Source organism: Aciduricibacillus chroicocephali (assembly GCF_030762805.1).
Lineage (GTDB): Bacteria > Bacillota > Bacilli > Bacillales > Amphibacillaceae > Aciduricibacillus > Aciduricibacillus chroicocephali.
In genome coordinates this window covers 327,671-350,488 of sequence record NZ_CP129113.1, presented here as the reverse complement: position 1 = coordinate 350,488, position 22,818 = coordinate 327,671, and the positions used below count along the sequence as shown (strand labels likewise).

Genomic DNA, 22,818 nt, shown 5'->3' with positions numbered 1-22,818 from the left:
ACTTGCTGAAAATTTTACTTAATTATAACACAGGCTTAAAGTTAGTCAATAACTCACTAGGCATTTTAGACTGGAAAAGTCAGCCTGCTATGACTAACTCTAAAGAATCTAGGACTCTCTTTATCCAAGCAGGATTCCGCCATAAATAAGGGCACCGATTACGACAAAAACGGGATTTACTTTGAACTTCTCCAGCAACAGGAAACTGACAACTGCAATAAAAGCCATATGCCAGAAACCGGCAACTTCATAAGAGCTAAAGAAGAAATCATAAGCCATGACAGCTAGCAGAACTGCAATTGCCGGACGCACATACTGAGCAAGACGCTGAACTTTAGGAGAATGCTTATACTTCATGAGGATTCCGAGCAAAGCTAACATGAGAATCATAGATGGAGCAACAGTTGCGAACAGGCCAATCAATGCACCAAGAATACCACCCTGCTCGTATCCAATGTAAGCGGCCATCTTCGTCGCAATCGGACCAGGCAAACCATTTCCAAGGGCAACAAGCTCGCTGAATTCATTTGTCGTAAACCAGCCATACCGTTCTACTACCTCATGTTCCAGCAATGGGATGGTAGCAGGACCACCCCCATATCCAAGAAGATTCGCAACAAAGTTTGCCATGAAGATCTTCCAATAAATCATTTATCCACCTGCTCTTCACGTTTTTTCCCCGGGGACAGCAGTGCAGCTGCAATAAGCATGACTATAAGCAATGCTGGATGGAGACCAAGAATAAGCATAATCAGTATACTGAACGCGATCAGGGTAATCGCCCGAATCCACCCCATCGACTTCTTTGACTTTTTCGCAAAATCGATTGCGAGTACACCGATCATGACGCCAGCTACAGGTATGACACCTTGTGCCATTCCTTGAACCCAACTTCGATCCTTGTATGCGTTCAGAACTGTAAGCAAGAGAATGAGGAGAATAGCTGTCGGGAAAATTGTAGCGGCTATCCCAATAATCAGCCCTCCAAATCCAGTTAACCGCCAACCGATATAGCCGGCAAGTTTTGTATTAATTGGCCCTGGAAGTGTATTGGCCAGCGCTAATATATCTCCAAATTCTTCATCATCCAGCCAACCATACTTCGTTACAACTTCCCGGTGCATGAATGGAATTGCTGAAAGTCCCCCTCCGAAACCGAGCATCCCGGCTCGGAAGAAAGCCATGAAAATTTCTTTATTGTTCGCCATCTCATTGCTCCTTTCATAGTTTCATATAAAACAACAAAGGACGAAGATCCCTTCAGGAATCTTCGCCCTACTTCGGGAAACATGCTCTCAGCAAGCTTCATTCCCAGTTAAATGGTGTAAGCTGATATACGTAATAATTAAGCCAGTTCGAATATAGCAAATGTGTATGCGAACGCCATGTATTCAAAGGCGCCTGAGTCACATCATCATTAGGTAAATAATATTTCGGCACACAAGGATTCAGTCCCTTGGCGTTATCACGCTTATATTCTTCCAGCAATGTATCCGCATCATATTCAAGATGGCCTGTTACCATGATATGCTTGCCATCTTTAGACATAATCAGAAACACACCGGCCTCATCTGAATCGGAAACGAGCACGAGGTCTGGATGCTGTTCAATATCTTCTTTATGAACTGATGTATAACGGGAGACCGGCGCTTTAAATACATCATCAAAACCTCTGACAAGCTCCAGTTTCGGTTCGTTAAGCCGGTGGTTATAAACACCAGTACATTTTCCTGGCAAACTGTGCTTACCGATACCGTAATGATAATAGAGTGCTGCCTGTGCACCCCAACATATATGGAATACAGATGTCACGTTCGTATTCGTCCATTCCATGATATCCTTGAGCTCTTCCCAATAATTCACATCTTCAAATTGAAGGTGTTCGACAGGTGCACCTGTAATGATCATCCCGTCGAAACGGCGCTCTTTTACTTCATCAAATGTTTTATAGAAAGCATCAAGATGCGTTTTGCTGACATTTTTCGATTCATGTGTAGCCGTATGTAAAAAGGAGATGTTTACTTGCAGCGGCGTATTGCCCAGAAGACGCAGAAGCTGCAATTCCGTCCTTTCTTTCTCCGGCATCAGGTTAAGAATGATGATATTCAAGGGACGAATATCCTGTGTATTCGCTCTAGACTCATCCATGACGAAAATTTTCTCTTTTCTTAGTATCTCTCCTGCAGGCAGCTGTTTTGGTATATTAATCGGCAACGCGCTGTCTCTCCTTTCTTGGCAATTATATCGGCATGGTGGTGCCCGATTTGCAAAATATTACAGATTATATCTAATCATTATATAACTAATTCGAAATTTCAGCAAACAACTTTCCCCAACAATTGCACTCTGTATAGTTTTCTTTCAATTAAATAAAAAAGCTGTCCAGGCAGCATTGCCTGAACAGCTTTTTTAATCAAGATTCATCATTAGTCAATTTGAATACTTCCAGCAGTTTGAAGAATAAGCTGACAACAATTGCAACAATTGTAGCAAGCCCCATTCCTTTCAACTCGACGGAACCAAGATGGATTGTCGCACCACTTACACCAATTGCAAGTACTACACATGTCAAAATAAGATTCTGAGACTTATTATAGTCTACCTGCGCTTCAACGAGCATTCGCAAACCGCTTACTGCAATAATGCCGAAGAGCAGTAGGGATATGCCTCCCATTACCGGTGCAGGAATAATCCTGATAAGCATAGAAATTTTGCCGCAGAACGATAACAGAATCGCAAACACTGCCGCTCCACCGATAACCCAAGTTGAATACACGCGAGAAATGGCCAACACTCCAATATTTTCACCATACGTTGTATTCGGAGTGGATCCGAGAAGGCTCGAAATCATCGTAGATACACCATTGCTCAAAATGGAACGGTCAAGACCAGGGTCTTTAACAAGATCTTTCTTCACAAGATTACTTGTAACGATTAGGTGACCAATATGCTCTGGCAGAAGCACAAAGGCCGCGGGTAAAATAATCGCGATATCTTGCCAATTGAACTTGATATGATAGAAAGTTGGTGTTGTAAGCCAAGGTGCAGCAGCAACTTGACTGAAATCTACCATTCCATAGAAAAATGAAATGATATAACCAGCGATGATACCAAGAAGAATCGGAATAATTTTTAGGAACCCGCGCATTGTGACCCAGCAAATGATCGTAATGCCGAGTGTAAGCAAAGACACGGTAATAGTTGCAGTATCCGGCGACCAGTTTTGTCCAGCGCCCGCGGGCTTGATCAATCCTGCCATTTGGGCTCCGACAGGGAGAATCTCCAGACCGATGACTGCTACAATCGCTCCCATCGCTGCAGGCGGGAAAATAACGCTAATCCACCCTGTACCGACAAAGCGAATAATAATTCCGAAGATTACAAGTGCGACACCGATGAAGAAGAAACCACCAAGCGCATAGCTGAATCCTTCTAAACCAGAATATTTTCCCAAGACGACGGTTACCGGGGAGATAAATGCGAAGCTGGAACCAAGATAAGCCGGGATTTTTCCTTTTGTCGAGAAGATATACAGCAATGTACCGATTCCATTCATAAGTAGAATCGTTGCTGGATCGACACCGAATAACACCGGAACAAGCACAGTGGAACCGAACATTGCGAACAGATGCTGCAAGCTGAGCGGTAAACTTTGTAAAAGCGGTGGTCTTTCATCTACTTGAATTTCTCTTTGAGCCATAAAATTCTTCCTTTCATTCATGTCCGGCATTCCCGCCAAAAAGCACCTTGTCCCAAACAGGCAAGGTGCTTCCCCAAAGATGTGCAGCTTCAATGGTTCGATGAAGCAAGCAGCCTTGTCAGCCTCACAGGACTGAGTTAAAGGGCAATCCGTATCATTTAATTCGACTCATTATCGCAAATTTCGCATTCACTGTCAATATGGTTATTGCTTCTAAAACAAGTCAAGCTGTTTCGGCGCCAAATCATCATATTCCAATCCGAGCAAGTCAATCATTTGCTTGGCATTGTCAGCTGCGTCGCCGCCCGAATTGTTATTGAAAACAGCATAAACATTACCACATTGCCTTTCCAGTTCCTTTAATTTATTCGCCCAGTCTTTCAACTCTGCCTCATTATATCTGTACAGATAACGTACTTCTCGCCAATGCTGATCATTGCCGACCTTATTCCAGCCATGAACATTGCGTCCATGGAAACGAACGAACACACGATCACCCGCTCCAGCCTCCAGAACGATTGGAATTGACTTCTCACCTGCCTGCGGTTCATCACAAATCGTATGAATCCACCCTTCTTTGCGGATAAATTCCAAAGTTGACTCTCTTCTACCAGGCAAATACCAGGATTCGTGACGAAATTCAAGCGCACAGGGCGTTTGATTCATCTGTCGTTTGCACCAGCGCAAATAATCTACGTGCTCCTTTCGGCAGTCAAACCATGGCGGGAACTGGAAGAGCACACAAGCAAGTTTGCCCGTTTCTTCATAAGGACCAATCATCAACTTAAACGCATCGAACATCTCTTCCTTCGTGTTAAAAGGGATGTCACCGCGTTGATGTCCTGTCATCCCCTGGTAAGCTTTCACTATAAATTGAAAGGTATCAGGTGTATCCCGCAGCCATTTTCGATTATTACGCTCTGGCTGTACGGCATAAAAGCTTGCATCAAGCTCAACAATCGGAAAATGAGCACCATATTCCTTCAGTTTATCCGTTGACTTAGTACCTGGCTTGTAAAGTGTGTCATGATCTCCCCAGCCGGTAACTCCAATCTTGATCATTGATCCACCTCCTTAAAAAAGATTGATGGTTGGTGTTAATTTCTTATAATAGAGAAATAGACTAAATTACTGGAAAGAGGGAAACAATATGGCAGCAATTCAGAGATTGACGATCGCATCATTGAAAAACATTTCCCAAGTCATTCTAATTGAAAACCCGTTCTCAGGTTTGCTCATCCTTGCGGGTATTTTCATTTCTTCTTGGCAGCTTGGAACAATCGCAGCAATTGCATCACTGCTCGCCACTGCAACTGCATATTTTTTGAAGGCGGATTCCGCATTGACTCAGCATGGACTTCTCGGCTTCAATTCCATACTGACTGGTATGGCACTCTATCTATTTATGACTGGACCAAATAGATGGTGGATTGCCATTTGTGGAGCCTTAATCGCAGTTATTGTGACAGCTGCATTCATGGAAATGTTCAAGGAATCCACACTTCCTCCATTGACTTTTCCATTCATCATTCTAACGTGGGCCATGCTCATGATGTCATACAGACTCGGTACATTCAATTTGACATCAGCACTTGTACCACAGTTCCTCTCTCATGAAAAACTAGCGAGAATTTCCGTGCCTGACTGGCCTGAAGCATTAATTAACGGTTATGGACAGATTTTCTTTATAGAGCACAATCTTTCATGCATTCTTATTCTGGCAGCTGTATTCGTTTCCGGATGGAGAAGTGGCTTTTTTGTCATAGGAGCCAATTTGGTTGCAATTGCTGTCGCCATTCTTTTGGGCGCTGACCAGGTACTGATTGGGAAAGGACTGTATGGATATAATGCGATACTTGCAGTTATGGCTGTTTCCATAGCAATGCCCGCAGCCCAGCCGAAGAACAAGCCGATTCTCTCCGGATTCATTGCTGCAGCGTTAACTGTCTTCATCACTGCAAGTGTTAGTGCAATCATGCAGCCGTATGGTTTACCGGCACTCACTTTACCGTTTGTACTCGTAACATGGATTATGGTTGCAGCAAGACGTGTCCTGCCGGGACTATAAGATACTGCTCTAAAGATTTACAAAGGAAGTGATAGATTGAAAGTTTTTGTAGATGCTGATGCTTGCCCTGTTAAAGCAATAGTCCAAGAAGAGGTGTTGAAACGCCATCTTCCCCTTATATTTGTAACAAGCTATGCGCATTTCTCCAATCAACCGCCTCCCGACGGAGTTGAAGTGGTATACGTTGATACTGGAGCCGATGCAGCAGATTATCGCATCATGCAACTGGCCCTGAGAGGAGATCTTATTGTCACTCAAGATTATGGTCTCGCTTCACTGGCACTGGCTAAAGGTTGTACTGTACTCCATCATAGTGGATTCGAATACACCCAGGAGAACATCGGCCAATTGTTGGAATCTAGACATTTCAGTGCGAAGATGCGTCGCAGTGGCTTGCGTACAAAAGGACCAAAACCATTTACAGCCGAGGAACGAAATAGGTTCAGACAGCTCTTGCAAAAGTTGCTCGATGTTAGATTAACTAGCGAATAGAGCAATAATTGCAGTTCCGGAGAAAATCATTAGTACGGTAAGCCATGTTCCAGGAGTAATCGTTTCCTGATGCTTGATGAAAAAAGCACTGACGACTGTTGTAATCAACGGCTCTGCAGCTGCAATTGCACTAACGTAGGAAACTTGAAGAGTTGAGGCGGCAAGGAAGAATAGCAACGGTCCAATGCTTGTTAAAGCCCCTGCAATCAGAAAGTACGCATTGAAATCTTTCTTGACGCCTGCAATTGTTTCCCTCAGTTTGCCCTTCCCTGCCTGCAGCAAAATAATAAATATCAGAGACGTAATCGCTCCAGCACAAGCTCCAAAAAAAGCATCGTCCATAATATTTAGCCCTTGTTTGCGTAATCCTTGGCCGATTCCAAAAATAGCGGCTGAGAAAATGGCCAATCCATATCCAATCATAGCCTGTTTGCTTAAATCAGTATTTGCAAGATCTGTTTTGGATCGATTGCCGTCCTTCACAAAGCCATAACCCGCAATAAGTACTCCACCAATTAATAGCAGCATGCCTATTCCCGGAATCAGGGAAATCTTTTCATGTAAGACAATAATCGCAAACAAAGTTGTAAATACCGGAGTAGAGTTCCGAACTGCGGATGCTTTTGATGGACCAACACGCAAAATACTTGAATAAAGCGTCATCCTCCCCAAGCCTGTTGTACATAGACCTGCGAGCATGAAGAAAGGAATAGCATGCCAGCTAATCTGGAACGGTTCCTTTTGTATAAGAACAGCGATAAAGAAGCAAATCCCGAGTAATATTGCATTCATAAGTACCGTTATATAGAATCCATTGTTACTCTTTGAACCGCGGGCTCCCTTTTTAATAATGACATTGTTTATAGCAAAGGAAAAAGCAGATAATACAGCAAACAGCACACCCATTTCCATCCTCCTTCTATCAATTTTTGATAATGCTAAAAAACAGGGTCTTAAATAAATGGGATATTTGACACAAGACTACCCTATTCGATATAATCGGAAATCAATTTCAACTCGAGCAATGGAAAGAAGGTTAATAAATGAAGAGAATTTTTCTCCTAATGGCCATGCTCTGTCTTGGTATCCTAGCCGCATGCGGAAATGACGGAAAACAGAAAGAGACAACAGAATCCTCCGGCGATGAACAGCAAGCTACCGAAGAACAGAAGAATCACACTGGGAAAAATGCAGAAAACCAAGAACTGAACAATGAAAAATCGGTTACCGAATTGGATGCCAACAATCGCGCGGATAAACTGAAAGGCTTTAAGGAATATTCTAATTTAAAGAAAGAGATTCCAAATCTAGATAAGTACGAGCCTATCATTGAAACGGATAATCCCAATAAGCGTGTAATCCTTTATAAAGTTAATCAGCAAAAAGAGTACAAATCCATTTTTATCAAAAGGCAAAATCGCTTAAAAATTATTAAACTTGGTGATGGCGGAGAGATTTTCAATAAGGTGATTGAGTAGTAGAAAGGAGCTCCTCGTTCATATGAGAAGCTCCTTTTTATTGTCATTTTGAATTGCTCAGCAAATCATATAGAGTAGATGCGATAACTTTTGTAGCACGTATCAGATCATCTATTTGCACATGTTCATCTGCCCTATAGCCATTTGCTTCTTCTATTGTTCGCGGACCGGCTCCGTACATAACAGTCGGAATACCATACCTTGAATAGAATCTCGAATCAGCGTACAACGGAATTCCGCCTATTTTTAGGTTATCGCTTTTGAATACCTCTTTCCAGTTGTCTCCTAAAGCTTGAATCAGAGGGGTCGTCTCCGAAGTCGGGCCAAACGTATCTGCAATTAGAATCCGCTCAACAATGAGAGTAATCCCTTTGTAAGGCTCACATGCCTTCTCAGCAATATCACGAAGTTCCGCTTCAATTTCCTCCCCATTTTCTCCTGGAATAAAACGGCGGTCAACTGTAATTACACAACGGTCTGGAATAACGTTCGCACTCGTCCCACCTTCAATTTGACCAATAGCCAATGTAGGAGACTTAATTCCTCGAATTGCCGACTTCATATTCGAAAGACCTTTGCGATAGTCATAAAATGCCTGCATAATTGCCGTCATAGCTTCAAGCGCATCATGAGCCGTCTCCTGAGATGCCGCATGTGCTGATTGTCCATTCACTTCAATCCTTAATTGCAAACATCCACTGTGAGCATTGAGGATCGAATGGGCAAAACCAGACGTAATAGCCATATCCGGCTCAATGAATTTTTGCTTTAAAAGCCATTGTGGACCGAGAAAACCACCTGATTCTCCATCAAATGTAATAGCCAGCCCCACTTTTCCAGATAAATCATCTGAGACTGTCTCTTTCAATGCAATCAGAGCAAAAGCATAAGCTGCTATGTCTGATTTCGACAATGCTGCACCTCTCCCATAAATTGCCCCATTCTCTATATCACCATCATACGGGTCATGGGTCCATCCTTGACCGGGCGGCACAGTATCTCCGTATGCATTTAGCACAATTTCAGGATGGTTGCTTTGGCCAAATTTATGTACTGACACTATATTTTGGGCACTTGCCAAGCCGCGTACTTTTGCGTCGGAAAGATCTACTTCCAATTTTTGGGTATTATCCAGACCAAACTCTTTTAGCTTACGTTCAATAAACTCTGCGATTTCTCTGCAGTCACCCGGCGGATTATCAGATGGGACAGAGACCAATTCCTGAACAAATCTAATGATTTTTTCTTGTCCTTGATCTATCCAATCATAAATATGCTGTTTCGTTTCTGTCATTGCAGAGCCCATGGATCATTCACCTTCTCCGAGATGTAATGCCTTCCATTGTTTCATAGAAAAGGAACCCACTATATAGTGGGTTCCTTTTTTCCGTACATTAAACTGCTGGCTGATCGTCACCAAGGTTCTTGTAGAATTCCATTGCAGCTTGTACACCGTCACCAACATTGATTCCTTTAGCACCGTGGTAAACAAGTGTAGCTTCAAGAGCAGCAAGGCAACCAAGGATGTTGTCTTTGCGGCAACCGTAACCCATGTTTCCGATACGGAATGTTTTGCCTGCAAGTGGTCCGAAACCACCAGCGATTTCGATTCCGAAGTCGTTAACCATTGTAGCGCGGATTTTAGCTTCATCAACGCCCTCTGGAGTTTCAACCAATGTAACAACAGGCATTTTTGTATCAAGATCGTTGAAGATCTTAACACCTGAAGCTTGAAGACCTTTAACTAGAGCTTCACCATGAATTGTATGGCGCTTAATACGGTTGTCAATGCCCTCTTCTTGGATTAGACGAAGACCTTCACGAAGACCGTAAAGCAATGTAGTTGGCTCAGTATGGTGGTTCAAGCGGCTTGGTCCCCAGTATTCCTGGATCTGGCTCAAGTCAAGGTAGTTACTCTGGATACGGCGTGGGTTCTCTGACTTCAAGTCAAGACCCATTTCAATCTTCTTACGTTCTTCAAGAATCTTACCAACACGATCGTTATAAGTAAGTGGAGAATAACCAGTTGGAACTGCAAGACACTTCTGAGTACCAGAAATAGCTGCATCAATGTTCCACTCATCAGTCTTGAATTCAACACCACCAAGAGTCGGCACACAGTCTACTACGAAAAGAATGTCATTCTCGCGGCAGAATTTACCAACTTCTTCAAGTGGCTGCAATGCACCTGTTGAAGATTCACCGTGAACGATTGCAACGACTTTCGGGCCGAATTCCTTGATTTCTTTAATCAATTCTTCCGGATCGTAAATCTTACCCCATTCTTGTTCCAAAAGCTTCATATCAGCACCGCTACGCTCTACCATTTCAGCTAGAAGGTAACCGAAACGACCGAATGAAGGAACCAAAACTTTATCACCAGGCTCGATGATTGAGTTAAGGACAGCTTCTGCACCAGAACGCGCAGTACCACTTACTGGGAATGCTTCTTTGTTGTTTGTTTTGAATACATACTTCAACAATTCTTTTGTTTCGTCCATCATGTGAAGCAAAGCTGGATCGAATTGACCAATGATTGGGTTAGCCATCGCTTGAAGTACGCGTGGATCCGCCTCTACTGGACCTGGTGTCATGATTGAATGTTTTGGTACTACCAATTCAGAATATGCCATTTAAACAATTTCCCCCTTGAATTCTTAATGTAATCAGTAAGCTAGTTTATGCAAAGCGAGAGCAAGTACTTTGACGCCTTCTGCCATTTCGCGCGGGTATGTGAATTCCGCTGGATTGTGGCTGATGCCGCCGCGGCTTGGAACAAAAATCATAGCCGATGGCACGAGTGGAGCAAAACGCTGTGTATCGTGACCGGCGCCGCTATGCATCAATTTATAAGAAAGGCCCTGCCCATCGCACTGATCCACAATTGTCTGGACAATGCTTGGATCCATTGGTACCGGATCTTCTTCCATGTAAAGGTTAATGCTGATTTCACAACCTTCTTCTTCAGCAATTCTTTCCATTTTCTCTGTCATTTTTTCCGCGAAGGAAGAGATTTGATCCTTATGCGTATGACGGATATCAATGGAGAAGTTTGCTTGTCCAGGAACAACGTTAACTGTACCCGGAACGAACTCGATTGAACCTACAGTTGCAACCATTGGCTCACCAAAATCTTTCGCTTGTTCCTGAATCATAGTGATGATTTTTGCTGCAGCAACACCAGCATCTTTACGATATTTCATTGGTGTTGTTCCAGCATGGTTCGCCTCACCCTTAATCTCTACAGTGTAGCGATTCTGACCGACGATATGCTGTACAATACCGACTGGAATCTTCTCGATTTCAAGGACGCCGCCTTGCTCGATGTGGATTTCAAGCCATTGCTTCCAGTCTGCTGGAATACCTTCGTCAGATGTTTTGTAGCCAAATCCTGCCTGTTTCATTGCATCTACAAAATTGACACCTTCCTGGTCCTTGATATCACGGACTTCGCTAGCGTCAACTTTGCCAACAATGTTCTTGGATCCCCAGAATGTGAATGGGAAACGGCTTCCCTCTTCTTCGGCAATTGAAACGACTTCAATGTTGCGTTTCGGCTGACCGAACTTCTCTTTAAGATACTTGACAGCCAGGTAGCTCGCAAGAATACCGAACGCACCATCCAACTTGCCTCCAAATTTAACAGAGTCGACATGGGATCCTGTTGCTACAGTTTCATCTTTGAACTCGGAGCCTTCCATTTTACCGAAAAGGTTACCAACCTCGTCATATTTAGTTACCATTCCGATTTGTTCAAAGTGTTCTTTAAGGGCATCTTGTGCTTTAACCCAATTCTCATCATAAAGAAGACGTGATACGCCACCTTTCGAATCTGCACCATAGCTCGCAAGCCATTCTACCAAATCCGATATTTCTTTTTCCAGGTTCAATTCACCCATGTTATCACTCCTTCCACACAATTACAGGTAATAATCAGTTGAAATCCCAATTATCTGATACTTACACGCTTCTGCAGTCTCTCCCCTAAATTTACTTAAATTTCAGCTAATTGTCATTGTTCACTTTAAACAAAATCCAATTTGCTTTTTGTACAAATTTGACGTAAACTTGAGACAGGAATATAGTACTGCATCAAGAGTGTTCATCTCATATTTTATATGAGAAACCTCTGAATTTCAAACAAAACAGCTTCATTATTCAGAATTCACAAGGCCTTCATCAAGAAAGGTCAGATTATACATTCCCTCCTTTTCAACAAATTTTTTAATATCGAGGCGATAATCGTATGAAGTTAAAAACAGTTAACGATCTGTTTATTCTGGAAGGCATGGAAGAAGCGACTGTTCTTGCAGGTCACCGTGGCCTCACCCGCCCTGTGCAATTCGTCAACATCTCCGACGCCCCTGACATCATCGAATTCTCAGACGAGAACCACCTGCTTCTCACAACAGCTTACGCCTTCAAAGACGATCCTCAGAAGCTTTGTGATCTAATCAGGCAAATGAACGCTCTGAATTGTTCAGGTCTTGTCATTAAGATGAAGCGTTTCCTGTTGGAGCTGCCGGAGGAAGTAAGACTGTTGGCGAACGAACTATCTTTTCCGATTATCGATTTGCCAATGGAGTACACGCTCGGGGAAGTTTCCTATCATATTCTTAACTTCCTTAACAACCATAAGGCTGAACAGCTCTATTATGCTCTTCATGTTCATAACGAATTCTCAGATATGCTCATTAAAGGTTTCAGCCTACCATCAATTGTTGAGCAGCTTGGCTACTTCCTGAAGAGACCAGTTCTGCTTTTGAACCACCGTGGTGAGAAACTTGCATACGGGCATGACTTCCGCAAGGCTTCAATGAAACAGGCAGAAGAAGAGATCATATCCAAAATCCGCGAGAATCTAGCAGCTGCCAGAGAAGGAACAAGTTTTAATATTCCATCGGATCTGGAGAAGACAGTCAAAACATTCCCCATCCAGACACAACGCCAGCATCCGGCTATTCTAATCATCATAAATGCCCAGTCATTGCCATATCCTTCTTCTCAGTTGGCAATTGAGCAGGCATGTAATGTTATTTCATTTACTCTCATTAAAGAGCAGGCAATTGAGGAAAATGCCCGCCTCTATAAAAACAACTTCTTCGCAGACCTTATTGAGGGAAGAATTAATTCGGAGAACGAGATTTTGAGCCGCTGTGATTATTACGGATTAAAAGGTGATCTCAAAACAATATGCATTGTCTGCAATATTGATCCAGCTGATGATGACTACACTAGCCTGCACAATCACGAAAAAATGGTCAGTGAACTTCATAACAGCATTTATGACCTTCTGGAAGACGAGATGATTCATATGGATCTCATCGGTACTCTCTTCACAAAAGAGAAATACTTTGTTCTTCTCCTTCAGTTTGAAGAGTATACGGATAATGAGATGCAACTGATCAAAACATTTCTTGAAAAGGCCCAAAGCCATATCGAAGCTGATTGCACATTATCATTTGGTATTAGCAATCAAGTACACTCTCCAAAGAGTATACCTGTTGCCTATCATGAAGCTGTCGAGGCAATCAATAGCGGTTATGATTTGAAGATGAATGGCTTTATCCGCTTCTACAAGGTACGGGAAATCAAGGAACTTTTGAGTATGATTCCTATGAACAATTTGCGGGAATTGTATGAGAGTACACTCAAGACTCTCGCCTATCCTAAATCAAAAGAAGACGAGGAACTTCTTAAGACTATTCAAGTCTTCCTTGATTCACAATGCGAGATTTCCGAGACTTCCAGAAAATTATACATTCACCGAAACACCGTAAAATATCGAATTGAAAAAACAGAAGCCATTACTGAACTTTCTTTCCAGGATCCTTCCGATTCACTTCGCGTAAGGGTAGCACTCCTAATCGGTTCTTTGCTTGATGTACCGCGTAAATAAAAAGAGACACGCCAACTCTGATGGCGTGTCTCTTTTTGCTAAATATATCGTATTTTCGAACAATTGTACTTAAAATTGTCCCTGCTGAAGATAAATATTAGGATGGATTTTCAACTTTTTCAAGTAGACCCAGTACGGCCTTCAAGTCCTGTGCAGACTGCTCAACAAGTCTTTCTTGGCAATAAGTAAATGGTGTAGCAGGTGTGTTGATGACATAACCATCGTAATTAACCTTTTTAAGCCATTCCATTTGGGAAATCCAGTCAATATCGCCGTCCAATAGTGCGACATTATCGTTTGATTTAATACGGTAATCTTTGAAGTGGACACAGCAGAGCTGATCGCCCATTAATTCCATGTAGTGTTCAGGGAAACCAGTTTTCAGAGCGTTCCCATTATCGAGATAGAATTTCACATTCGGATGGTTGATTTCATTGAGGAAGCGGGAAAATTCTAGTGGGCTGTGCAAGAAGTTGTTGCACACGTTCTCAAGACCGATTGTTACACCTAAGGATTTCGCTTCATCACCTAGTTCACGAAGTGCTTCCTGGGCCAATTCATAGCCTTTCTGATACGGTGTGTCAACATAAGGAACACCAGGTACTACTTGAATAACTGGGCAGTCCATCGCAGCAGCAAATTCCATCATCTTACGTGCAATGTCAATGCCTCGTTGGCGCAGTTTCTGATCGCCTGCAGAAATCGCATATACATTATGATGACTCGTCGTGATGGAAGGTATTTCAAGACCGTAGCTTTTTGCCATATCAGCAATCTCTCTAGCGTCTGCAAGGGTTGTATCGTCAGTAAGATCCCCGCCGTTTTCACGGAAATTCAGTTCTACTCCATCAAAGCCAGCTTTGCCGGACAGTTCAAGAAACTTTTTCGTACTCCACTTTGGGACGAACATCGCGTCGCTAAAACCTTTTTTCATACATACACCCCATTAATCTTTTATTCTAAATATACATGATTTTACGCTCAATTGATAGTTTTATTATTAAATGAACCTTCCAATAGATTCTCGAAAATTTAGTTGTTTAATAAACATATGACCGGAAGCCCGGGAGAATGCCTCCCTAACTTCCGGTCATTTAAATCGGCATATTTCTAGAAATTAAGCAGAATGTTCAGCCGTTTGAGTATTTTGCAAAGTTACATTTTCTTCTTTAATCTCAGCGTGATCACTTGGACCATTCAACCACCAGTTCAATAGGAAGGTTGCTGCTGCCCCCATAACCGGACCACTTTCAAGAAGAAGCTTTCCAGTATCACTGAAGTTCTTGAATGCTTCTGGAGCTCCTGCGCATGCAAGTCCAACACCAACACCAACACCAATAACAAGCTGGTTGGACGCCTTAGAAAGATCATCTTTCATAATCATCCGAATTGCTGCTGACAAGAGCATACCGAACATTGGCACCATAGCTCCACCAAGTACAGCAGATGGAATCATCGTTGTTACGGCTGCAATTTTAGGCACAAGACCGATGATGATCAAAATAACACCACCAGTAGCGACTACATAGCGACTTACTACCTTTGTAAGCAATACAAGTCCAACGTTTTGAGAGAATGTTGAATGGTTGAATGAGTTGAACATACCACTGAATACAGCTGCAATACCTTCAGCACGCAAACCTCTCTTAACATCTTCTCCAGTTACTTTCCTATCTGCAACTTCACCGAGAGCGAAGAATACACCTGTACTCTCAACCATAATAATAATACCAATTAAAGTCATTGTCAGAATCGCTGACAAATGGAATGTCGGGAAACCAAAGTGGAATGGTTTAACTGCTGTGAACCATGCAGCATCTTTTACAACTGTCGGGTCAACCATGCCGAAGAACGAAGCAAATACTGTACCTGCAACTAGTGCAATAAGAACTGCAACGTTTTTCATGAAACCTTTACCAAAGTGATTCAATAGGAGGAATGCAACGAATGTAAACGCTGCCACTCCAAGGTTCTTTCCACTACCAAAGTCAGCAGCACCGTTACCACCTGCTGCATTTGCCATTGCAACTGGCATCAGGGTTACACCGATGATCAGAACAACACTACCTGTGACAATTGGCGGGAAATACTTAACTAGTTTCGTAGCGAACTGAGATAAAAGGGTTACAATTAAACCTGAAACAATAACAGCTCCAAATATACCTTGTATACCGTAAAGCTTACCTATCGATATTGCCGGTCCTACAACAACAAAGGAAATGGCCATTAATGCAGGCAATTTAATACCGAACAACTTCCCAATACCGAGTGCTTGGATTAAAGTAGCAATACCACAAGTTAATAAGTCATATGAAATTAGGAATACAAGCTGTTCCTTAGTCAGCCCAACTGCTGAACCGATTAAGATTGGAACAACTACCGCTCCGCCATACATGACTGCTACGTGTTGGAACCCAAGAATAGTAGATTGGCCAAAGCCAAGTTTTTCATCAACTTTGCTCATGGTGAAACCCCCCATAGTAGTAAAAGATTTTTTTCAGATTTATCAGCTGCAAGTGCTTAAACGCCCTGAACTTTCAAAAATGTAAACGCTTTAATTATGACTTAAAAAAATGATAACGCTTTCCTTTTGTTTTAGCAAGAGAGAATACGTTATTTTCGACAAAAAATTATCTATTAGTGCATTTTTCGACAGCGAAAGGGCGAAAAAAAGGCATCTTCTTCGGAAGTGGACAGGTTACCCTTTTCTTCACAAGTAAGATGCCCTTAAATCATTAAAAAACATTAGACTGAATCAGCAATCAGCTTCCGCGGTAAGTGCTGTATGTCCAAGGAGAAGCCAAAAGTGGTACATGGTAATGCTTTTCAGGATCTGAAATACCGAAACGCAAAGGTACTACATCGATGAACGCAGGCTCAGGAAGTTTCTCTCCACGGCCACGGAAATAGTCTCCAATATGGAAAACAAGTTCATATGTGCCTTTCTTCGACTCATCAGCTGACAAGATTGGCTGATCTACACGACCATCATCATTTGTAACTACTTCTTTGATTAGGCTGCGGTTACCACTCTCATCAATGCTGTGAAGTTCAATCTTCACACCTTCAGCCGGAATACCGTTTGCAGCGTTCAATACGTGTGTGCTCAAGCTCATTGACTATCACTCCTTTTATGTATGCCCTTTGGCAGATGTTGGGGGTTGAAGATTTTACTGAAACTTCAGTACTCCCAATGTTCATTCTACTAAAAGCTGCTACTTCTATCAAGCCGCCAGCACCTACTACCAGTATTGGTAAGGATGATAGCGTTTTCAATTAATTTGGTAATATTATAATAACTTACCTATGACGAGCCGTCACTAGTAAATTCAGACAAAAAGAGACAAAACATATTGTCGATTTTGACAAAAATATGACATCTTTTATTTACATTGTACATAATATTATGCAATGTGCACAATTAATTGCTTATATATTTTCCCATACTACCATAGGATCTTCTTGCCCTTCTTCTAAGGGAATTCTTTTCATATGAGCAGCTAATTCTCTCAATTTATCATAAGTTAGACAATCTTCTTCTGGAAAACCATGATCCAGCGCATCCTCCATTGATTGCGAGTAATAAATATCGCGTAATCCGGCTAGATACATAGCACTTTGGCACATCTTGCAAGGCTCTCCACTCGCGTACATTGTGTAAGCTGATAAATCATTCGTTTGGATTTCTTCCTGAAGTTTACGCATTGCCAACAATTCCGCATGTCCACTTATATCATATATTTTGTGGAGTGTATTCACTCCTTCTGCTACAATTTTATTCTCTTTAACGATAACAGCTCCATAAGGTTGCCCGCCATCTCGAGCATTAAGAGCTGCCAATTCCAATGCCCTTTTCATAAATTGGTTCATATGAAATTCTCCCCTTTTTATTCATGATTCCATAATATAATAATACTTCAAAGACTTTTATCTTCTTTTATATATTGACTTGAATATAAAAGAACATCTTCCCAAATTGGATTGGGAAGATGTTCTTGGGATTCATCTAATTATTACTTCTTAAGGTCGTCACGAGTAACTGTGAACGCCTGGAAGCCGTATGGAAGTGTTGGCTCAGTGTATACTTTACCTTTTCCGTTGTCAGCAGGTGCAACTTCGCTGAGCGTACGGTTGTTAGTGTAGTAGCTTACATCTTTAAGCTGTGGGAAACGCTCAAGGATGCGTAGACCGATCTGGTAAACCAAGTGCTGGATAGACTGGTCGTTCAACTCATGGAAAACAGTTGCCGCGATGTCACGGATCTGCTCAGCAGGTACGTAGTTTGAAGTATCAAGGTTCGCACCGTCTTCGAAGTTGTTGTAAGTCCAGTCGATATCAACATAGATGAATAGGTTACGATCTTCTTTTTCAGGAAGTTTTGTGTACTCGTCCTGAATGAAGCCTTTGAATGAGCTTCCAGTGATCTTCATCAAGTGGATATCAGTAATACCAGATACATGGTTTACGATTTCAAAATTGTCACCGTTGCGGCGAACAGAAACAGATGCACGTGGGCGCTCAGTTTTGCGTGGGCGGAACATGATGCCGCTGTTTTCGATTTTGCCGTTCTTTTCAACTGGTACATCATCAAATTCTACAGACTGGCCAGCAAGGTCAACCTGCTCGATGTGTGGCCACTGCTTCAAGAAACCTTTAGCAGTTTCAACTAGGAAACCATCGATTGTAGAATATTCGATTTTACCACCAGATAGTTCGATGTAGTTTCTCATTGTGTCTGTAGCAACACATGTAGAGTTGTCACCGTCTGTGTAGTTTTTAAGGAATGCTTCACCGTGCAACGCAACTTGTACGTCCACACCGAAAAGTGTATTTTTTCTTTCCTGGAAGTTAGATTCAGGGATCTGCTTGTTAGCTTTCAAAGGTTTTGCATATGTACGGTATACGAATACATCTTTCTTACCGTAGTGCATTGTTGGGCGGTCTGTAGAAGACGCGTTTCCTGTTACTTGACCGTGCAAAGAAGCTGTGCTTGGCATAATAAAAATCCCCCTAATTGAGTAGTTAATTTAGAATCAAAAAGGTCTAAGTTGCTGGTTCTTACTTGGAAGAACTCTCAACTTGATGTAACTACATAATACTAGATAGGTTGAGCTTGAGTCATCATCACCAAATAACAATTCTTACAATTCAATTTGTACAAATTGTATAGTCAACTTTCGACTTTTGTTAAACATATACAACCTTATATGCAAACTGTACAATTATTCTTTTATAAATATTTTTTGTCGTTTACAAGACGTTTGCAAAATATGACATTTAATTAATTTAATCTGTTTATTTCCAATAAAAAACGCCGACCTCCGTACATCGGAGGTCGGCGTTTTTCGTTATTTCTATTTTAGAGATCGTCACGAGTAACTGTGAACGCCTGGAAACCGTATGGAAGTGTTGGCTCAGTGTATACTTTGCCCTGTCCGTTGGATGCTTCAGCAACTTCGCTAAGCGTACGGTTGTTTGTGTAGTAGCTTACATCTTTAAGCTGTGGGAAACGCTCAAGGATGCGCTGACCGATTACGTATACAAGATGCTGGATGGACTGGTCGTTCAACTCGTGGAAGACTGTAGCCGCGATGTCACGGATCTGCTCAGCCGGCACGTAGTTGGACGTGTCAAGGTTCGCACCGTCTTCAGGGTTGTTGTAAGTCCAGTCGATATCAACATAGATGAATAGGTTACGGTCTTCTTTTTCAGGAAGCTTCGTGTACTCATCCTGGATGAAGTCCTTGAAGGAGCTTCCAGTGATCTTCATCAAGTGAACATCTGTAATACCGGATACATGGTTCACGACCTCGAAGTTGTCACCGTTGCGGCGAACAGATACTGATGCACGTGGGCGCTCAGTCTTGCGTGGGCGGAACATGATGCCGCTGTTCTCGATGACGCCGTTCTTTTCAACTGGTACATCATCGAATTCTACAGACTGGCCAGCAAGGTCAACCTGTTCGATATGTGGCCACTGCTTCAAGAAGCCTTTAGCCGTTTCAACGAGGAAACCGTCGATTGTTGAGAACTCGATCTTGCCGCCTGAAAGCTCGATGAAGTTTCTCATGGAGTCAGTCGCAACACATGTAGAGTTGTCACCGTCTGTATAGTTTTTAAGGAATTCCTGGCCATGTAGCGCAACTTGCACGTCCACTCCGAAAAGAACGTTCTTTCTTTCCTGGAAGTTGGACTCAGGAATCTGTTTGTTTGCCTTCAATGGTTTTGCATATGTGCGATATACGAAAACGTCCTTCTTACCATAATGCATTGTTGGACGATTCGTTGTAGATGCGTTTCCTGTTGCTTGACCGTGCAAAGAAGCTGTACTTGGCATAATAAAAATCCCCCTAATTATATGTTTAAAATGGTTATAATTTCTAAGTTGCCGGTTCCTCTTTTGAAGAACGTCTAACCTGTTGTTAAATATATAATAAGCGACGGGGATTTATGCGTCATCATTTCATTTATACAAATTGCACAAGTTTCATTAGCCATATTGTACAGGACTTTAAGGCTATTTGTTTAAAATATCTGAATATATGTGCATAATATACAAACACAGATGACTTCTTCATTAACTACACATTAAACAATTAAAATCCTATCTTCTTCTAATTCTGTTCATATATTTAGTTTTACTTTTTTCAAATGTTGATTCCTAGCCTATTCTTTTTTAATACTATTAACTAAAGCGCAAAAAAGCATATAATCTCCGAATGTTCGGAGATTATATGCTTTTTATAAATCAAATTACTTAAGGTCGTCACGAGTAACTGTGAACGCCTGGAAGCCGTATGGAAGTGTTGGCTCAGTGTATACTTTACCTTTGCCATCATCAGTTGGCGCAACTTCGCTAAGTGTACGGTTGTTAGTGTAGTAGCTTACATCTTTAAGCTGCGGGAAACGCTCAAGGATGCGAAGACCGATTTGGTAAACCAAGTGCTGGATAGACTGGTCGTTCAACTCATGGAAGATTGTAGCAGCGATGTCACGGATCTGCTCAGCAGGTACGTAGTTTGAAGTATCAAGGCTTGCACCGTCTTCAGGGTTGTTGTAAGTCCAGTCGATATCAACATAGATGAATAGGTTACGATCTTCTTTTTCAGGAAGTTTTGTGTACTCGTCCTGAATGAAGCCTTTGAATGAGCTTCCAGTGATCTTCATCAAGTGAACATCAGTGATACCAGAAATGTGGTTTACGATTTCGAAATCGTCACCATTGCGGCGAACAGAAACAGATGCACGTGGACGCTCAGTTTTACGTGGGCGGAACATGATGCCGCTGTTTTCGATTTTGCCGTTCTTTTCAACTGGTACATCATCAAATTCTACAGACTGGCCAGCAAGGTCAACCTGTTCGATGTGTGGCCACTGCTTCAAGAAACCTTTAGCAGTTTCAGCAAGGAAACCATCGATTGTAGAGTATTCGATTTTACCACCAGAAAGCTCGATGAAGTTTCTCATTGTGTCTGTAGCAACACATGTAGAGTTGTCACCGTCTGTGTAGTTTTTAAGGAATCCTTCACCGTGCAACGCAACTTGTACGTCTACACCGAAAAGTGTATTTTTTCTTTCCTGGAAGTTAGATTCAGGGATTTGCTTGTTAACTGTCAATGGTTTTGCGTATGTACGGTATACGAATACGTCCTTCTTACCGTAGTGCATTGTTGGGCGGTCTGTAGAAGACGCGTTTCCTGTTACTTGGCCGTGCAATGAAGAAGTGCTTGGCATGATGAAATCCCCCTAATTATAAATATAATGGTTTCATTGGTTCGGCATGGCCTCTTTTGCGAAGTCCGTCGAGCTAATGTACTTTTATTCTATATCTGTCGAATCCCCCTGTCACTGTAACTAGTAACAAATTATCTAAACACCTTTGTACAGGTTGTCCATAAAATATCTGAAAGTTGTTCACAATGTACTATGGCTTATACACTTTGCACAAAAAAACAGCATTCCTTTTAAAGGAATGCTGCTTCACACGCAATTACTTCAAATCATCGCGTGTAACTGTGAATGCCTGGAAGCCGTATGGAAGAGTTGGCTCAGTGTAAACCATGCCTTTTCCATCAACAGTATCTGATACTTCTTTAAGTGTACGGTTGTTAGTATAGTAAGTTACATCTTTAAGCTGTGGGAAGCGCTCAAGGATGCGAAGACCAATATGGTAAACCAAGTGCTGGATAGAGTTGTTTTTCAACTCATGGAAGACAGTAGCCGCGATGTCTCGGATCTGCTCAGCCGGCACGTAGTTGGACGTGTCAAGGTTCGCACCGTCTTCAGGGTTGTTGTAAGTCCAGTCGATGTCAACATAGATGAATAGGTTACGGTCTTCTTTTTCAGGAAGCTGAGTGTATTCATCCTGAACGAAGCCTTTGAAAGCACTTCCTGTGATTTTCATCAAGTGAATGTCAGTAATACCAGAAATATGGTTTACGATTTCGAAATCATCACCATTGCGGCGAACAGAAACAGATGCACGTGGGCGCTCAGTATGACGTGGGCGGAACATGATACCGCTGTTCTCAATCTTGCCGTCCTTTTCTACAGCAACATCATCAAATTCTACAGACTGGCCTGCAAGATCAACCTGCTCGATTTGTGGCCATTGCTTCAAGAAACCTTTAGCAGTTTCGAAAAGAAAACCATCAATTGTAGAGTACTCGATTTTACCACCTGAAAGCTCGATGAAGTTTCTCATTGAGTCAGTTGCAACAAGATCAGTATTGTCGCCTTCTGTATAGTTCTTTAGGAAAGCTTCACCGTGCAATGCAACTTGTACGTCCACTCCGAAAAGAACGTTCTTTCTTTCCTGGAAGTTGGACTCAGGAATCTGCTTGTTTGCTTTCAATGGTTTTGCGTATGTGCGATATACGAATACGTCCTTCTTACCGTAGTGCATTGTTGGGCGCTTAGCTGAAGAAGCGTTACCTGTAATCTGGCCGTGCAAATTAGCTGTGCTTGGCATTATGTTATCCCCCTATTGTAAATAAATTATAGTATTTACATCGGTTCGGCTGGGCTCCAAGAATTTTGTCGAAGTCTGTCGGATCAATGTAGTTACATTTTATAACTGCCAGAAATAAGTGTCATTGAACTTAAACACAAAAAATATATAAAGCCTTGTCTAATCTGGCCAAAAAACTTGTATCATACATGCATTTTGCACAAGCTTTTG

Annotated in this window: 21 protein-coding genes; 4 read left to right on the top strand and 17 right to left on the bottom strand. The window is 42.1% G+C overall.

All coding sequences use genetic code 11. The annotated features are described in order from the left end of the window. Positions 1–120: 120 nt before the first annotated feature. The 5 genes from QR721_RS01885 to QR721_RS01865 form a co-directional block, all read right to left on the bottom strand. Positions 121–651, bottom strand: coding sequence for a chromate transporter (locus QR721_RS01885; RefSeq protein WP_348028627.1), 531 nt, complete (start codon positions 649–651; stop codon positions 121–123). After that, the gene (locus QR721_RS01880; protein ID WP_348028625.1) at positions 648–1,208 is read right to left on the bottom strand and encodes a chromate transporter; all 561 of its coding nucleotides are present in this window, start codon (positions 1,206–1,208) and stop codon (positions 648–650) included. Before QR721_RS01880 ends, QR721_RS01885 begins: the two co-directional genes overlap by 4 nt. Before the next feature lie 97 nt (positions 1,209–1,305). Then, positions 1,306–2,214, bottom strand: coding sequence for a homoserine O-acetyltransferase MetA (metA, locus tag QR721_RS01875; protein WP_348028623.1), 909 nt, complete (start codon positions 2,212–2,214; stop codon positions 1,306–1,308). 199 nt (positions 2,215–2,413) lie between these two features. Continuing rightward, complete coding sequence (gene uraA, locus QR721_RS01870; protein ID WP_348028621.1) at positions 2,414–3,700, bottom strand: uracil permease; 1,287 nt, start codon at positions 3,698–3,700, stop codon at positions 2,414–2,416. Positions 3,701–3,913: 213 nt separating this feature from the next. After that, positions 3,914–4,762 (bottom strand): DUF72 domain-containing protein, encoded by an 849-nt coding sequence (locus QR721_RS01865; RefSeq protein WP_348028619.1) that lies wholly within the window; start codon positions 4,760–4,762, stop codon positions 3,914–3,916. Between the two features lie 88 nt (positions 4,763–4,850). Here QR721_RS01865 and QR721_RS01860 point away from each other — a divergent pair, with 88 nt between their 5' ends. Together QR721_RS01860 and QR721_RS01855 are read left to right on the top strand one after the other, a co-directional pair. Continuing rightward, positions 4,851–5,768 carry an urea transporter gene (locus QR721_RS01860; protein WP_348028617.1) on the top strand — a complete coding sequence of 306 codons (918 nt, stop codon included), beginning with the start codon at positions 4,851–4,853 and terminating at the stop codon, positions 5,766–5,768. A gap of 36 nt (positions 5,769–5,804) precedes the next feature. Further along, entirely contained in the window at positions 5,805–6,260 is a 456-nt protein-coding gene (locus QR721_RS01855; RefSeq protein ID WP_348028615.1) for a YaiI/YqxD family protein, read from the top strand. Here QR721_RS01855 and QR721_RS01850 read toward each other — a convergent pair. After that, positions 6,246–7,166 (bottom strand): DMT family transporter, encoded by a 921-nt coding sequence (locus QR721_RS01850; RefSeq protein ID WP_348028613.1) that lies wholly within the window; start codon positions 7,164–7,166, stop codon positions 6,246–6,248. The two genes, QR721_RS01855 and QR721_RS01850, sit on opposite strands and share 15 nt — an antisense overlap. Before the next feature lie 137 nt (positions 7,167–7,303). On the opposite strand from QR721_RS01850, the gene QR721_RS01845 reads away from it, so the two are divergent. After that, a complete protein-coding gene (locus tag QR721_RS01845; RefSeq protein ID WP_348028611.1) occupies positions 7,304–7,738 on the top strand; it encodes a hypothetical protein in 435 nt (144 codons plus the stop codon). 43 nt (positions 7,739–7,781) lie between these two features. Here the strand turns inward: QR721_RS01845 and QR721_RS01840 are convergent, their stop codons facing one another. From QR721_RS01840 to allC, 3 genes are all read right to left on the bottom strand, one after another. Then, a complete protein-coding gene (locus QR721_RS01840; protein ID WP_348028609.1) occupies positions 7,782–9,044 on the bottom strand; it encodes a M20/M25/M40 family metallo-hydrolase in 1,263 nt (420 codons plus the stop codon). A gap of 88 nt (positions 9,045–9,132) precedes the next feature. Then, the gene (locus tag QR721_RS01835) at positions 9,133–10,371 is read right to left on the bottom strand and encodes a pyridoxal-phosphate-dependent aminotransferase family protein (protein ID WP_348028607.1); all 1,239 of its coding nucleotides are present in this window, start codon (positions 10,369–10,371) and stop codon (positions 9,133–9,135) included. A gap of 33 nt (positions 10,372–10,404) precedes the next feature. Continuing rightward, a complete protein-coding gene (allC, locus tag QR721_RS01830) occupies positions 10,405–11,637 on the bottom strand; it encodes an allantoate deiminase (RefSeq protein WP_348028605.1) in 1,233 nt (410 codons plus the stop codon). A 347-nt stretch (positions 11,638–11,984) separates the two neighbouring features. Between allC and QR721_RS01825 the strand changes: the two genes are divergently transcribed. Beyond that, entirely contained in the window at positions 11,985–13,637 is a 1,653-nt protein-coding gene (locus QR721_RS01825) for a PucR family transcriptional regulator (RefSeq protein ID WP_348028603.1), read from the top strand. Positions 13,638–13,734: 97 nt separating this feature from the next. Here the strand turns inward: QR721_RS01825 and QR721_RS01820 are convergent, their stop codons facing one another. The 8 genes from QR721_RS01820 to pucL (QR721_RS01785) form a co-directional block, all read right to left on the bottom strand. Beyond that, positions 13,735–14,571, bottom strand: coding sequence for a sugar phosphate isomerase/epimerase family protein (locus QR721_RS01820; protein WP_348028601.1), 837 nt, complete (start codon positions 14,569–14,571; stop codon positions 13,735–13,737). A 183-nt stretch (positions 14,572–14,754) separates the two neighbouring features. Continuing rightward, positions 14,755–16,101: a nucleobase:cation symporter-2 family protein gene (locus tag QR721_RS01815; protein WP_348028599.1), complete on the bottom strand. Its 1,347-nt coding sequence runs from the start codon at positions 16,099–16,101 to the stop codon at positions 14,755–14,757. A gap of 298 nt (positions 16,102–16,399) precedes the next feature. Next, positions 16,400–16,753, bottom strand: a complete 354-nt coding sequence (gene uraH, locus QR721_RS01810; RefSeq protein WP_348028597.1) for a hydroxyisourate hydrolase — start codon at positions 16,751–16,753, stop codon at positions 16,400–16,402. A gap of 313 nt (positions 16,754–17,066) precedes the next feature. Beyond that, positions 17,067–17,507: a nucleoside deaminase gene (locus QR721_RS01805; RefSeq protein ID WP_348028595.1), complete on the bottom strand. Its 441-nt coding sequence runs from the start codon at positions 17,505–17,507 to the stop codon at positions 17,067–17,069. 143 nt (positions 17,508–17,650) lie between these two features. After that, the gene (gene pucL / locus QR721_RS01800) at positions 17,651–18,634 is read right to left on the bottom strand and encodes a factor-independent urate hydroxylase (RefSeq protein ID WP_348028593.1); all 984 of its coding nucleotides are present in this window, start codon (positions 18,632–18,634) and stop codon (positions 17,651–17,653) included. Between the two features lie 362 nt (positions 18,635–18,996). Next, positions 18,997–19,974: a factor-independent urate hydroxylase gene (pucL, locus tag QR721_RS01795; RefSeq protein ID WP_348028591.1), complete on the bottom strand. Its 978-nt coding sequence runs from the start codon at positions 19,972–19,974 to the stop codon at positions 18,997–18,999. 416 nt (positions 19,975–20,390) lie between these two features. Further along, a complete protein-coding gene (pucL, locus tag QR721_RS01790; RefSeq protein ID WP_348028589.1) occupies positions 20,391–21,371 on the bottom strand; it encodes a factor-independent urate hydroxylase in 981 nt (326 codons plus the stop codon). Positions 21,372–21,627: 256 nt separating this feature from the next. Further along, the gene (gene pucL, locus QR721_RS01785) at positions 21,628–22,608 is read right to left on the bottom strand and encodes a factor-independent urate hydroxylase (protein ID WP_348028586.1); all 981 of its coding nucleotides are present in this window, start codon (positions 22,606–22,608) and stop codon (positions 21,628–21,630) included. Positions 22,609–22,818: the final 210 nt, after the last annotated feature.

What these genes read in the sequence shown, in the direction of transcription:
- QR721_RS01885 (WP_348028627.1), bottom strand. Translation starts at nt 651, where the DNA reads ATGATTTATTGGAAGATCTTCATGGCAAACTTTGTTGCGAATCTTCTT.
- QR721_RS01880 (WP_348028625.1), bottom strand. Translation starts at nt 1,208, where the DNA reads ATGGCGAACAATAAAGAAATTTTCATGGCTTTCTTCCGAGCCGGGATG.
- uraA (WP_348028621.1), bottom strand. Translation starts at nt 3,700, where the DNA reads ATGGCTCAAAGAGAAATTCAAGTAGATGAAAGACCACCGCTTTTACAA.
- QR721_RS01865 (WP_348028619.1), bottom strand. Translation starts at nt 4,762, where the DNA reads ATGATCAAGATTGGAGTTACCGGCTGGGGAGATCATGACACACTTTAC.
- QR721_RS01860 (WP_348028617.1), top strand. Translation starts at nt 4,851, where the DNA reads ATGGCAGCAATTCAGAGATTGACGATCGCATCATTGAAAAACATTTCC.
- QR721_RS01850 (WP_348028613.1), bottom strand. Translation starts at nt 7,166, where the DNA reads ATGGGTGTGCTGTTTGCTGTATTATCTGCTTTTTCCTTTGCTATAAAC.
- QR721_RS01845 (WP_348028611.1), top strand. Translation starts at nt 7,304, where the DNA reads ATGAAGAGAATTTTTCTCCTAATGGCCATGCTCTGTCTTGGTATCCTA.
- QR721_RS01840 (WP_348028609.1), bottom strand. Translation starts at nt 9,044, where the DNA reads ATGGGCTCTGCAATGACAGAAACGAAACAGCATATTTATGATTGGATA.
- QR721_RS01835 (WP_348028607.1), bottom strand. Translation starts at nt 10,371, where the DNA reads ATGGCATATTCTGAATTGGTAGTACCAAAACATTCAATCATGACACCA.
- allC (WP_348028605.1), bottom strand. Translation starts at nt 11,637, where the DNA reads ATGGGTGAATTGAACCTGGAAAAAGAAATATCGGATTTGGTAGAATGG.
- QR721_RS01825 (WP_348028603.1), top strand. Translation starts at nt 11,985, where the DNA reads ATGAAGTTAAAAACAGTTAACGATCTGTTTATTCTGGAAGGCATGGAA.
- QR721_RS01820 (WP_348028601.1), bottom strand. Translation starts at nt 14,571, where the DNA reads ATGAAAAAAGGTTTTAGCGACGCGATGTTCGTCCCAAAGTGGAGTACG.
- QR721_RS01815 (WP_348028599.1), bottom strand. Translation starts at nt 16,101, where the DNA reads ATGAGCAAAGTTGATGAAAAACTTGGCTTTGGCCAATCTACTATTCTT.
- uraH (WP_348028597.1), bottom strand. Translation starts at nt 16,753, where the DNA reads ATGAGCTTGAGCACACACGTATTGAACGCTGCAAACGGTATTCCGGCT.
- QR721_RS01805 (WP_348028595.1), bottom strand. Translation starts at nt 17,507, where the DNA reads ATGAACCAATTTATGAAAAGGGCATTGGAATTGGCAGCTCTTAATGCT.
- pucL (WP_348028593.1), bottom strand. Translation starts at nt 18,634, where the DNA reads ATGCCAAGCACAGCTTCTTTGCACGGTCAAGTAACAGGAAACGCGTCT.
- pucL (WP_348028591.1), bottom strand. Translation starts at nt 19,974, where the DNA reads ATGCCAAGTACAGCTTCTTTGCACGGTCAAGCAACAGGAAACGCATCT.
- pucL (WP_348028589.1), bottom strand. Translation starts at nt 21,371, where the DNA reads ATGCCAAGCACTTCTTCATTGCACGGCCAAGTAACAGGAAACGCGTCT.
- pucL (WP_348028586.1), bottom strand. Translation starts at nt 22,608, where the DNA reads ATGCCAAGCACAGCTAATTTGCACGGCCAGATTACAGGTAACGCTTCT.